We start from the raw sequence: 13,139 nt of genomic DNA on the forward strand, positions 1-13,139 counted from the left end.
TTGATCACCATGGTTAACCCGCTTTAAGGATATAAAATGGCTGACAATAAAAAATTTTCTAAAAACCCCAGGATCAATATTGTCATTGAAAACTTTATTGATGAACTGAGTCTTCACCTTCAAGAGCAGGCAAGGGAAATATCGGAATTGACCGCCATTGGCAAGGCCATTGGTACGGGAAAAAATATCAACAATCTCCTTGAAATGATCCTTACCATTGCCCGACGGTTTACCAAAGCAGATGGCGGCACCCTTTACCTGGTTGATCAAACAAGCCAAAATTTAGATTTCAATGTAATCCATAACGAATCATTGAATATCAAAAAAGGGGGCAGTGCAATAGATCTCCCCAGCGTCCCTTTATATGATGACAACCATGCCCCTAACCTGTCCAATGTTTCCTCATACGTGTTTCATACCGGGGAAATTGTGAATATAAAAAATGTTTACACCACCAAAAAATTTGATTTTGAGGGAACCAAAAAATTCGATGCTGCCTTGCACTACAAAAGTCAGTCCATGATCGTCATTCCCATGAGAAATCATGAGGATGAAATTATCGGCATTCTGCAGTTGATTAATGCAAAAGACCTGCCATCCAACAGCATCATCCCCTTCAGCAGTGAGGACCAGGAAAAAGCAGTGGCCTTGGCCAGCCAGGCCTCTGTAATTTTAACCCAGCAGACGCTCATTCTTGAAATGAAGGCATTGTTTGAGGCATTTATCAATGCCATTGCCGTATTAATAGATGAAAAATCAAAACATACCGGCGGTCATATCCAGCGCGTCACAGAACTCAGTATGATGATCGCCCAAAAAATAAACCAGGATCCAACCGTATTTAAAAAGTTCTGTCTTTCCCCGGATCAAATGGATGAACTCAGGATCGCCGCGTTAATGCATGACACCGGGAAAATAAGCACACCCGACCATATCATTGATAAATCCTCAAGATTAGAAACGGTTCATGACAAAATAGAACTGATTGAAACACGATGGGAATTGTTTAAAACCCAGCAGAAACTCATGGCGGCACAAACCAAACTGGCCCTTTTCGATCAAACCGAAAAACAAATGGAACTGGCCCGGATTGATACGATTTATAATGAAAAAATCCAGGTCCTGGAAACAGAATTTGAAACCCTTTCGTTTATCAATGCAAGCAAAAAACGCCTGGAAGAAGAACATTTTGACGCGTTAGCAGCCATCAATAAAAAATCCTGTCATGTTTCCGGCAAAGACGTGCCCTACCTGACTGAAAATGAATTTGAAAATCTGTGTATTTTAGAGGGGACCTTAACCGCCGCAGAAAGGGACATCATTAACAACCATGCAGATTTGACTGAAAAAATGTTAAACCAACTCCCCTGGCCCAAGAAACTGGCCCACATCCCTTCCATTGCCGGCGCACACCATGAAAAACTTGACGGATCAGGATATCCATTGCACCTGACAAAAGAAAACCTGACGATCCAGGCAAGAATTTTAGCCATTGCCGATATTTTTGAAGCCCTCTCGGCCCCGGACCGTCCCTATAAAAGCCCCATGACATTAAGCCAGGCAGAAGCGATCCTTCAAAGAATGGGAGAACAGGGAATGTTGGATAAAGATATTATCACCCTCTTTTTTCGATCTGGAACCCACCTTGAATATGCCCAAAAACACCTGTCCGACTTTCAGATGGATCTGTAAAGGAAGCCGCATGCTCGACCGTGACAGCGATATGAAGCCCAGCCTTTGACAGCATAATTACTCCTCCCTGGAACGTTGTATCTTCTTAACTATTTTAGCGATTTTTTCCATCATTTTTTGAGTCCGCACTCAGATAACGATTACAACGTTCTGTTAACCTTTTCATCCAAATTGATCAAACAGGTCTCCGTCTATTTCTACTATCAAATCTTTATGTTCAAGGTCCATCAGCCAATTCTCAGGAATAATATCAAGCCCATATAATGCACCTAAAATATTTCCTGTAATTGACCCGGTTGAATCACTGTCAACAGAATGATTTACCGATAACGAAACCCCTTTTTTGAAATCATGGCCGGCAACTACTGCACAACAAAGGCTTATAGCCAAAGCTTCTTCAGCCACCCAAATGTAATCGGCCTCTTTAACATATTTCTGAGATGGGATATTCAAAGTGTATGCCTTGCTTTGAACAATACAATCATAGCTGTATGTGGCTTTACGCAATGACACAGTTACGCATGGCGGCTTGGAACAACAAATACCACCCCAAGCGGCGGTCATAGCATTGGCTTTCCCATCCTTATCGTATGTGGCTACTATAAGGACAGGTGCGGGGTAAACTATGGTTTTGGCTCCTATTGATCTTTTCATTTATAATCTCCTGAAAAATAATAATGTGCTTAACTGAACTTCCTTACCAATCAATGCTTTGAGATAGTTTTTCTTCCACCCTGCCCTCAATCTCACTATCCAGAACGGTTAAAAAATCAAGCCCTGTGAGACCTTCAATTCTGTCAATTGAAGTCAGGAAATGATTCAGATTTGCTTTGGATTTCGGCAAAATATTTGGAATGATAAACGACAAAGTTTCAACCTTGTCATGGTTGCCAGTTTCTCTGATCACTATTTTAAACAATGCATCCGGTATCGCTCTTTATTTTCACCATCTTGACCCAACCACATTGCTGGGGATTTATCAAAAAAGACAGGGCCTTATATCACCCAGGCCTGGTCATATTTATCTGCCCAATCGTTTCAGAGTTGTTCAAGTTTTTTCCAAATACCATTATTTTGCCACTGAAGTTGAGGTACTGCATTTAAAACTGTGTGGGTATTGTAACCGATATTTTTTTCATTATGATCTTGCCTCTTAAATTTTTGCTGATCAGATTTATTTCTACTCTTTTCTGTTTCTTGAAATTTTATTTGTTCTATTCAAGTTGATCAAGAAAAGTATGGGATTCAGCAAGAAGCTTACTGCGTGATTCAACATCTTTTACAGTCTTCAGTTCACCATAAATTTCAATATACCTTTTTTTGATACGCCGAAAAACAAATGAATCATACAATTCTTTGATCCAATTTTTATCCTCTGTGGTTAAAGCATTCAAAACCTCCTCAGGGGTATAATCTAAATAATTCATATCCCCATCAGAAGAAGAGTGCCAGATTGGCCCTGCCTTTTTGTAGAGAGTCACAAAGAGGTCCCACAAATCCCATCTAAAATCTCACGCAGTTAGCCCTATGTAATATTTTTCAATGCATTCCCGGATCTCTGTTCGTTTTTCTTCAGAAAGGTACATGAAGTCTCCTATTTCAGATTATGGAACCCTATTAAACTCAAAAAGAGATTTTTCAAAATTTAAAATAAAAAAACCGGTGCCATCATTAAAAATCCAAATTGGATTCAATCACGATATAACCATTCTTTATTTTCAAGCCTGTTTTTTTCCACTGCGGAAATTCTTTTAAATATTCTATAAATGGGACGGCATCTTTCAACAATTCTCCTTGGGGTCCTTTCTCTAATAAACGAGTGATTAAATCTGAAAATGCAATTTTACCACCTGATGATCTAACGATCCGCTCTGTTTGTTCAATCAAAGGATCAAGCCGAATTCCGTAAATGGGTCTAAGACCTGTCATCTTTAATTTTTTAACAATCATTCTTACGCGTTCTCTTGAAATATCATATTTCAAAGCTATTTGTTCATATGTTTGGGGTAGTTTTCCAAGCATTCCCATGCGTAACATAAAGACGTTTTTATTTCTCTTTGATTTTTTTGAAATACTTAAAATCCAGACGTCAAGTGAAAGGAAAGGTTTTGTTGGATCGACGGCATCTCCGATATCAAACAATTCCCGCGTCTTTTTATCAAACTTTATCATTGATTTAAAATCAGTCATTTCCATAGCGTTTTGGGATTGAATTATTTTGACAACCTGGTTAACTGTATTTTGTATTCGTTTAATCTCTCCAATTTTTTTGTAACCGCAATTTTTCATACGGATAAGATCCCCCTGTGTCAGGATAGATGTCGCCTCAATTAAAAATTAAATAAACATCTGTATCAAGAAAGCAAAAGTGGAATCTGGAATTTTAAAAAAAAGGTTAGAGGTCTTAACAAACCATATAAATTTTCTTTGGAAACAACCTCTGTTCTTGAAGCAAGAAGAAAACGAGATGAGTATCTCCTTGATATAGCCGTCAACGGTAAAATTACCGACAGAGACATTCCGGTTGAAGACCCAGAAAAAAAAAGTTTTTGGTGAGGTAGCAGTAGAGTGGTCAAAAATAAAATATCCAAATCAACAATGGAAGAATATAAAAAGGATATGAACGCTCACGTACTTCCAAAATTTGGGAACAAGTCCATAGCATCAATCACTGGTCTTGATATTGAACGATTTATCAGTCGGCTCAAATGTAGTGGCAAAAGAAAAATTAATATTCTGACTCCGTTTAGGGATGTGATGAAGTTTTCCTTGAAGCACAAGTTGATTGATTCCAATCCGATGGATGATGTTGATGGTATTAAAAAGGAAATATCAGAAAAGCACCCTTTGAACCTTGATGAAATTAAAACTTTTCTGGAAGCAGTGCCGGTATATTACAAACCGCTGTTTATGTTTTTGTTTTTCACTGGGGTACGATTCGGTGAGGCAGCCGCCTTGAAATGGAAGAGAGTCCACTTTAAGGACGGCAGAGTTCATATCCGTAAAACCCTTGTCAGAGGAGAATACAAAGAGCCAAAAACAAAAAGTTCTGTCAGGTTTGTGAAATTATCACCGATGGCAACGAAAGCTCTTCAAATACAGAAGGAACATACTTTTGGTAAATCCGAGTTTGTTTTCTTGAATAGGTTCGGTCGCAACATTCACCAGCACAGTGTGAACATTCATGTGTTCAAACCTACGTTGTTAAAAGCTGGTCTATCATCAGGCAGCAGTTGTAAAGATACCCGGTCATCCTATATTACAAATTCCCTGGATAATAATGAACGGATGGGGTTTGTCCAAAAACAGGTCGGGCATACTACAACGAAGATGATTGTTGAACATTATTACAATCACATCCCTGCCCCAGATGATGGCAATGGGCTTGAAAAAGCATTTACAATGACATTATCAGGTGATGATACGATACCGGAGGCCACAGAATAGTGCTGTGTAATGAATTTTTGACATTTAACCATAAAAAACAGAAAAGACCCTTGTCAATCTTGGGTCTTAATGTTTTTTTACAAGTTTTAATAAATTTGAAATTCTACCAGTATTCTACCAGAGCAACCAATGTTTTTTTTAAGTTATTGATTTTATTGATAAAAATTGGTGGAGGCGGCGGGAGTTGAACCCGCGTCCGAAAACAATCAACCTAGGCTTCTACATACTTATCTCAAAATTTATATTCATTGAATTGTCTCCTTTGAGATGGATACAAAACAGTATAGTCTGAAAAGTTTAGCCTTTAAGGTTCAGAAACCCTTAAAAAGCGATCTTGCAAAGTCGACGCCCTGACCTGAAATCTGCAAGAAAAATTTCAGCAGGACGGAAGCTGCTCTACGCAGCTACAGCGTAATTATAATCATCTGCGATTATGTTTATGCTTTGCCAAGTTTACGAGCTGACAAAAGACTCGGTATGCTACCATGGGCCTCAGAATCTCCGTCGAAGCCATTTCGCCCCCAAATTGTAAAAGATCAATTGTTATTAAATAATAAGCCTAAAAACGTAAAAAGTCAATATTGAAGGTTAGGGGCTCGGAAATAAATAATGACTCCAGCTTGTTTGTCTTTCAGAAGGATTGTTTTTTTCTTTCCCTGTCAAGGTCACGCTTCATATCTTTTTTCTTAATGGTTTCTCTTTTGTCAAATAATTTTTTACCCCTGCCAAGACCGATGAGAACCTTAATTTTATCATTTTTAAAATATATTTTTAAGGGAATCAGGGTATATCCCTTTTGTTTGATCTTTGACCAGATTCTTTTAATCTCATATCCGTGAAGCAATAGCTTTCTTGTTCTCAAGGGCTCATGATTGGTATAGTATGCTTCTTTGTAGGGTGAGATATGCAATTGCCTTAAAAAAAGTTCCCCATTTTTAATATCGGCATAGGCATCCTGGAAACTGACTTTTCCCTGCCGAATCGATTTAACTTCGCTCCCTAGCAGAACGATTCCTGCTTCATATTCCGACTCAATGGCATAGTTGTGCCAGGCTTTTTTATTGGTGGCAATGAGTTTCGTATATTCTGAATTCATATGGTTTCATCCGCCTCTTGAAAAGGAAGTATCTCTTTATATTCCTGTGAAATAAAATCAGATATTTCCTGCACGGTTTTGAGTGTCATGATTTTTTTTACGCTCTTTTTCGCTTTTTTAGTATCAAGATCACGAATTATTTTTTTAACGGCTGGAATGGCGGCAGAGTTCATGGAAAAATTAGTCAATCCCATACCCACAAGAACGGGCAGATTCATAGGATCTCCGGCCATTTCTCCGCACATGACAAAGTCAATTCCTTTTTTCTTTGCTGCATCATAGGCCATTTTTATCATTTTTAATACCGCTGGATTTAATGCCTGATAAAGATGAGCAACCCTTCTGTTCCGCCGGTCAATGGCCATGGTATATTGAATCAGGTCGTTTGTTCCAATACTGAAGAAATCCACATGATCTGCCAGGCTTTCTGCGATAATGACCGCAGACGGCACCTCAATCATGGCACCAAGGGGGATATCCTTATTAAAAATTTTATCTTCCCGTTCCAGTTCAAGGATCGCTTTATTCATGACCTGTTTAACTTGAATAATTTCTTCGACACAAGAAATCATTGGAATCAACAATTTGATATTTCCAAAGGCAGCTGCCCTTAAAATGGCTTTCAGCTGGGTAATAAAAACATCCTCATTTTCAAGGCAGAACCTTACCGCCCGCAATCCCAGGGAAGGGTTGGCCTCTTCAACTATAGACAGATACGGGTTAACCTTGTCACCATTAATGTCAAGTGTCCTGATGGTGACACTTTGCGGACTCATTAATTCGACCAGTTCCTTGTATTTGCATAAAAGTTCATCTTCTGTGGGGAACCGCTTTAAATCAAGGTATAAAAATTCGGTCCGGAAAAGGCCGATATCAATTGCGCCATAGTCTTTGACGGCAACAACCTCTTCTACCAGTTCAATATTGGCCATCAGGTTTATTAAAATGCCGTCTTTTGTGACAGACGGCAGATGACTATCTCTTTCCAAGCCGGCTCTGTATTGTTCAAACCTTGCCAGACGTGCTTCATATTTGAAAAGCGTATCTTCTTCCGGATTAATGATCAATATCCCGGAAGAGCCATCAACAATTAAAATATCATCATTTCTAACATTGATGGTTGCCCGGCCTAATCCTAACACGGACGGAATTTTCAAGGATTTGGCGATAATACTGGTATGGGAATCTTTGCCACCACGGTCCGTAACAAATCCTTTGATCCGTTCAAGCTGTATTTGACTGGCATCAGCAGGCGATAAATCATGGGCAACAATAATCACACGCTTGTTTATATCAGAAATCTTAATATCCTCGGCACCAACAAGATACGACATAATCTTGTCTGAAACCTGGACAATATCATTTACTCGGGCCTGCAGATATTGATCATCGATTTGCTGAAACATGGCTTTGACTTTTCTTGAGACCTTTCTTAACGCCCATTCAGCATTTATTTTTTCATTGGTAATGGTATCGATGGTCTTGCCATAGAGCATTTTATCTTTAAAAAGCACCATGTGCGTCTCAAGGATATTCAAATTTTCACCGATATCATCCTCAAGGGATTCAATGACCTTGGCATGGTCATTTTTTGCTTTTAACACCGCATGTTTGAACCTGTCGATCTCTTTGGGTACCAGGGCATCACTGATTGGATATCGTTTCGTGAGATTAACCCCTTCTCTATCAACGACATATGCCTTACCAATGCAGATACCCGGTGAACCACTGATCCCTTTGATACTTATCTGCCTTGACGTTGAAATGCTCATCTTTCTACTTCCCCAAAACCGGTTTCAAAAAAATCAACAATCTGATCAAGTACCACACTGTCCGCTTGATTTTCAATTTCGATCACAATCTGAGTTCCTTTCACAGCACACAGGGTCAGGATATCAATAATACTGGTTGCATCAACTTTTGTTGAGTTGACACACAGCCATACGTCCGAGTGAGCCAATTCAGCCATTTGTGCAATTTTGGATGCCGGTCTGGCATGCATGCCAAGTTCATTTATAACCGATGTTTTGCGAGTAATTGTTCCGCTGTTTTTCACTGTTGTTCTTTCTCTGAATTTTTTTTCCTTTTCTTTATCGCTTTTCCCTGAAAATGTCAATGTAGAGAAAAGCAGCAATTAAAAGGTGTATAATTGACAGCTATCTTAATGTATGGTAGGTCCTTGATTTATCGGTCAATGAATACATATGCCATTGGCTTGTAAGCGTCTGTTACTTTAACGATTTTAAATATAAGAAGGTTATTGAAATTATCAACATGGAAAAACTATATCCCAACGGGAAATATCCCATTAATGATTTTAAACCCGGTGAGTCCTGGCGGTTGTTCAAAATTATGGGAGAATTTGTCGAAGGCATTGACGAGTTGTATCATCTGGGTCGGGCAGTCTCTATTTTCGGGTCTTCAAGAACGGATGCACAACACCCGTACTATAAAAAAGCTGAAAACCTTGCTGCATTGTTTGCCCAAAATGGGTACGCAGTCATCACGGGTGGCGGCGGTGGCATTATGGAGGCTGCCAACAAAGGCGCTGCAGCAGAAAATGCAACTTCAGTGGGATTGAATATTACGCTTCCGTTTGAACAAGCACCCAATCCCTATGCGAACAAACAAATTGAATTCAAGTATTTTTTTGTCAGAAAGGTGATGTTTTTAAAATATGCCCAGGCTTTCATTATTATGCCGGGGGGATTTGGAACCCTTGATGAGTTGTTTGAAACCATTACGTTGATCCAGACGAAACGGATCAAAAAATTCCCGGTCATCCTTGTGGGGAAAGACTACTGGCAAGGCCTTATCCAATGGATAACAGATAAATTTTTAACAGAAAAAATGATTTCCGAAAAAGACCTGGACCTTTTTCATCTGCTGGATGATCCAGAGGATATTATCAAGGTGGTGATGGATTTTAATGACTCCCAAACAAGCTAACGGTTATCTGGCAATCCCTTTTGAAAAATAAAAAGCAGTGTTTTTCGGCAGTTTTTTGACCCCAATGGTGGTCATGATATGTTTTTTTGCCTGCTCCATTGTTAACACCCCCTGATCCGAAGAATAGGACCTGCAAAACATTTCTCCCCATGAGTTCAAATAAACAGCGGTATATTCAGACACGTTTCGTTGTTGCCGGGGGGCATAAAAATTGATGGAAATAAACAGGCAGACCATTGTATTTTTCTTTAACAACTCATCAAAACCGATCACGCGTTCGAGTACAGGGCTGAAAAAATCATGCATGACATTATAGAGTTTGCGGATATCATCAATGGTCACTTCTGTGGGATTGGGGACCAGATTAAGAATGGTACTCGCATTATAAAGACAATTGTTGATCAACCAGGCACCAATTTCTTCAATGGTTTCTGTCTTGATCAAAACATCTTCCTGGTGATTCAGTGTCCTGGACTTTTTGTGCAATAGGGCCCAGGACCCGATGCCGTTCTCACGTTTAAAATAGTTAAGCTGTAACCCATTAAAATGCCGGTCACTTCGGGATATGAGCAGCACCTTTTCAACTTTACCCGGTTGTTTTGAAAATTCAATCAACACTTTTCGTCCCAGGACTGTCCGATCTTCAGGACTGATTCTTGACTGGTCATGGAACCGTCTTTCAAATGCATTATTTACGATTTTATACGTTTTAAGCATATAGGTTTTAATGGTATTGGAAAGTGTTGCGATATCACTATATGCCCAGGTTTTAAAACTCCCGATTTCAAAAATTTTGTCTTTATTCCAGCCCCATTTGGTCAGGCATTTTTCAAGCAGTATTTTTCTAAGGCCAAAAACCGTATTCTCAATCTGGGCCTCTTGTGAAATCTCAAGTTTGAGAAAAAAACAGGTCAGTAAAAGATGAACCGACGACGCATCTCCTGCTGTCTGGTAATACGTGATTAAATTTTCTATCAATATATAGTAGGCATCATTCTGGGCCAGTTTTAAATGGGTGCCGGAATTCATCCATTCATCCTTATATTGATTGCAGAGCAATGACGATTTACCATACTCATAAATATATTTTTCAAGAAGGGACATTTTGATCACGGATTTAAAGGGACTTTTCAGCCATTTAAACATCTGCCATATGGATGCACCAACATATTCACTCGTTGATATGGCATGGATATCTCCCAAATCAATATATCTGCCAAGATCTGGAAAACTTGAAACATTTTTTAAAACACTATTATAATAATGGAGACTGATGGTCGTGGGTAATACAGCCCATAGGGGTAATTTCCCAGCAATATAAATCATGGTACGGTAAAATTCTTCTTTTAAAAGTCTTGTTTGAGCAGAACCTGAGCTTTCAACGGTTGACCCTCCAAAATCATTATTCCTTGCTTTGAAAATGTCCACTAAAAAGAACGTCACCTTGGTGTTAAACTGATACCCGGCCATGCGCTCGAGTGTATCCAGTTTTTGTTTAAATAATTCAAGCCCCCTGGGGCTGAAATTATCCTCATTGATACAGACCCAGTAATCGATATCTGAGTCTGATGTCTGGGCAATGGAACCGGTACTCCCAATGGTAAAAAGGCCTTCAATTGAAGGATGCTGACTGCGTCTGACAAGGATCGTATCCAGGCGGATATATTTTTTTAAGATATCCTGGGCTTCAAGGCTTGGCATATAATCGCAGATGCCATGGGGGGTTTCATCATGGAAGGATGGTGTATTGGGAAACCCAATATTTTCATGAAGTAAAAACGGGATGAGTTGAAACAAATCCGCTTGTTTGGTCTTAAAAACATCAAACGCCGTCAACAGGCTGAGCTGATTTTGTCTCACAAACTTCATCTCCCCATAATGAATGAATTCACAGAAAATCAGCAGATTTATCTGCGCGACAATCGTTTCATCCAATGGCGGCATGTCCGTTAAAGACAACTGGAATTCTCTGGCATTGCAATCCATATCACTGTTTTGAAGAAGGGATCTTGCCGTGGGAGGAAATCTGCAAAACCGTGCACCCACACCTGAAAAATCAGCCTGTTCAACATTTGAATTGACAAACGATACCGCTGAAATCTTTGAATACGCAAAACAGGCGCAGGAAAGATTTGTCTGATTAAAAGAGGTTTTTGAAATAATGGCGCTCAAGAACGATACGTCCATCATCCCGGCACCATTGAAATTGCAATTATAAATAGACACCTGTTGAAAACTGCAGTTTTTAAACGTGGCTCTCTGGGCATTAACATTGATGAAAACGGCATTATCAAAATTAACACCATCAAATTGCGCATCCCGCATATCAATATTGTAAAAAAGGCTATTCTTGAAAAAAACCCCGGAAAAGGATGCCTTGGACAAATCACAATTATGCATTCGGCAGTTACTGAAAAAAAGAGAGGCAGAAAAAAACCCCCCGGCTGAAAGATCAACATCTTGAATGGTTTCATTTTCAAAATCAATGGCATTTGACAGGGTTTTGTTTTTAAGGGCCTCTATCTTTTTTTCAACCGGGCTTAAAAAAAAATTCTGCATAAAGCCTTTGTTTATTTTTGATTCCTGTTTGACCCCCTGGACAAAGGCATCAAATTCGGTTTCAATACTCTGTTTTTCCTTTGAGAGCTGGTGTTTTGTTTTTTCTATGAACCGGTTGATATCCTTCCGCAAAGAATTTTTAGGATCGGTCCCATATTTCTTTAAGATCTTGACAACCCGCTCCGGCCTTTTTTTAATCATGCCCAGGATACAGGCAAGATTTACCTCAACGTTGGCGGTTCTATATTTTTCTTTGTTCAGGGCAATATCCTGGATAATGAAAAAGGATATTCTGGATAAAGCGGCCATTTCATTCTGGATAACCGGCATAAGGGTGGGGTATTGTTTCTTTATGGTTTCCAACAGGGTATACAACGGCAATTTCCCCGATACAACCATTGCTTTGAAAGCGGCAAAGGCTTCATGTTGATCACAGGTATACAACAGGTCCATCATCGGAGAAAACAGTTCAGGATACATTCCCATGGAAGAATTTTCAACAATCTGATAAATGGCCAGTCTAACGTTTTTGTCGTTCTGTGCTGTCAGAATATTGATCAATATCTCCGGGGGAATTTTAGTCACCATCATGGCAAGTGCTTTGAGCCCAGTAATGGCGATGTCACTTGACCGAGACCGGAGTTCATTGGAAATGATCTGATCAGGATCTCGTAAATCCGCATTGATATTCCCTAAAAACGGATCCACATCCCTTTGTCGATCAAAAAGTCCGGCATAGAATTCAACAACGGGTTTTCGTTGCTTAAGGGATCTTAAAATCCGTATAAACGAGACATTGAATTTCATTCGGACACTTGGCTCGGTTTGAAGATATTGATCCACAAAAGATAGACGGGCAGGTTCAGAAACCGTGAAAATAATTTTTTCCATGGCCGTCACACTGACCTTTCCCCTGTAGACAAGCTTGTACGCAAAGAACGCCCCTTTACCATCAAATTCAAGTAAGGTTCTATAAAAATAACTCAGATCATTGAAGTGCATTTCCGGATGGATATGCGCCGATATCCTGGCACAGATTGAGGCAGACGCTTTTGCACCTTCCAACCATTCCAGGGTATCAGAAGGGGCGGATAACAGTCTACGAATGTCATCCTGGAGGACCTCAAGGCTTTTTCTGGCATTATTTCTCAGATAAAAATGGTAGGATGAGATCCCCGCCAATATAGGCAGAATGGCATGTCTTGGATCTAAATTCCCCACTTTTTTGACAACAATGGCCTTTTCTTCTTCAGATAATTTTTCCCATTGGGGTTCAAACCGGTTGAAATCGAAATCTTTGACTAAAAAGTCCATGATGGCTATAATTTTCCTATTTTTACATTTACCAATAAAAATGCTATAGGGGTTGTTTGAAATTTTATATTGTTAATTAACT

General features: G+C 39.4%; 11 protein-coding genes and 1 other RNA gene. 3 read left to right on the forward strand and 9 right to left on the reverse strand.

Annotated elements, in window-relative coordinates; translation table 11 throughout:
- Window positions 1-36 precede the first annotated feature (36 nt).
- Window positions 37-1,692, forward strand: a complete 1,656-nt coding sequence (locus tag Q1Q15_RS08430) for an HD domain-containing phosphohydrolase (RefSeq protein WP_300458463.1) — start codon at window positions 37-39, stop codon at window positions 1,690-1,692.
- Between the two features lie 162 nt (window positions 1,693-1,854).
- On the opposite strand, the gene Q1Q15_RS08435 is transcribed toward Q1Q15_RS08430, so the two are convergent.
- From Q1Q15_RS08435 to Q1Q15_RS08450, 4 genes are all read right to left on the reverse strand, one after another.
- Window positions 1,855-2,346 carry an ADP-ribosylglycohydrolase family protein gene (locus Q1Q15_RS08435; RefSeq protein ID WP_300458465.1) on the reverse strand — a complete coding sequence of 164 codons (492 nt, stop codon included), beginning with the start codon at window positions 2,344-2,346 and terminating at the stop codon, window positions 1,855-1,857.
- 43 nt (window positions 2,347-2,389) lie between these two features.
- The gene (locus Q1Q15_RS08440; protein WP_300458621.1) at window positions 2,390-2,623 is read right to left on the reverse strand and encodes a DNA/RNA non-specific endonuclease; all 234 of its coding nucleotides are present in this window, start codon (window positions 2,621-2,623) and stop codon (window positions 2,390-2,392) included.
- A 283-nt stretch (window positions 2,624-2,906) separates the two neighbouring features.
- Window positions 2,907-3,119 carry a hypothetical protein gene (locus Q1Q15_RS08445; protein WP_300458467.1) on the reverse strand — a complete coding sequence of 71 codons (213 nt, stop codon included), beginning with the start codon at window positions 3,117-3,119 and terminating at the stop codon, window positions 2,907-2,909.
- Window positions 3,120-3,363: 244 nt separating this feature from the next.
- Window positions 3,364-3,981, reverse strand: a complete 618-nt coding sequence (locus Q1Q15_RS08450; protein WP_300458469.1) for a sigma factor-like helix-turn-helix DNA-binding protein — start codon at window positions 3,979-3,981, stop codon at window positions 3,364-3,366.
- Between the two features lie 279 nt (window positions 3,982-4,260).
- Between Q1Q15_RS08450 and Q1Q15_RS08455 the strand changes: the two genes are divergently transcribed.
- Window positions 4,261-5,139 (forward strand): site-specific integrase, encoded by an 879-nt coding sequence (locus tag Q1Q15_RS08455; RefSeq protein WP_300458471.1) that lies wholly within the window; start codon window positions 4,261-4,263, stop codon window positions 5,137-5,139.
- Between the two features lie 166 nt (window positions 5,140-5,305).
- On the opposite strand, the gene ssrA is transcribed toward Q1Q15_RS08455, so the two are convergent.
- The 4 genes from ssrA to Q1Q15_RS08475 form a co-directional block, all read right to left on the reverse strand.
- Window positions 5,306-5,662: a transfer-messenger RNA gene (gene ssrA, locus Q1Q15_RS08460) on the reverse strand.
- Between the two features lie 108 nt (window positions 5,663-5,770).
- Window positions 5,771-6,235, reverse strand: coding sequence for an SsrA-binding protein SmpB (gene smpB / locus Q1Q15_RS08465; RefSeq protein WP_300458472.1), 465 nt, complete (start codon window positions 6,233-6,235; stop codon window positions 5,771-5,773).
- Entirely contained in the window at window positions 6,232-8,007 is a 1,776-nt protein-coding gene (ptsP, locus tag Q1Q15_RS08470) for a phosphoenolpyruvate--protein phosphotransferase (RefSeq protein WP_300458475.1), read from the reverse strand. Before ptsP ends, smpB begins: the two co-directional genes overlap by 4 nt.
- On the reverse strand, window positions 8,004-8,291 hold the full coding sequence (locus tag Q1Q15_RS08475) for an HPr family phosphocarrier protein (protein WP_300458477.1): 288 nt from the start codon (window positions 8,289-8,291) through the stop codon (window positions 8,004-8,006). Before Q1Q15_RS08475 ends, ptsP begins: the two co-directional genes overlap by 4 nt.
- Before the next feature lie 218 nt (window positions 8,292-8,509).
- Between Q1Q15_RS08475 and Q1Q15_RS08480 the strand changes: the two genes are divergently transcribed.
- Complete coding sequence (locus tag Q1Q15_RS08480) at window positions 8,510-9,184, forward strand: TIGR00730 family Rossman fold protein (protein ID WP_300458478.1); 675 nt, start codon at window positions 8,510-8,512, stop codon at window positions 9,182-9,184.
- A gap of 3 nt (window positions 9,185-9,187) precedes the next feature.
- Here the strand turns inward: Q1Q15_RS08480 and Q1Q15_RS08485 are convergent, their stop codons facing one another.
- The gene (locus Q1Q15_RS08485) at window positions 9,188-13,057 is read right to left on the reverse strand and encodes a class I adenylate cyclase (RefSeq protein WP_300458481.1); all 3,870 of its coding nucleotides are present in this window, start codon (window positions 13,055-13,057) and stop codon (window positions 9,188-9,190) included.
- Window positions 13,058-13,139: the final 82 nt, after the last annotated feature.

Source organism: Desulfobacula sp., assembly GCF_030145145.1.
Classification (GTDB): Bacteria; Desulfobacterota; Desulfobacteria; order Desulfobacterales; family Desulfobacteraceae; genus Desulfobacula.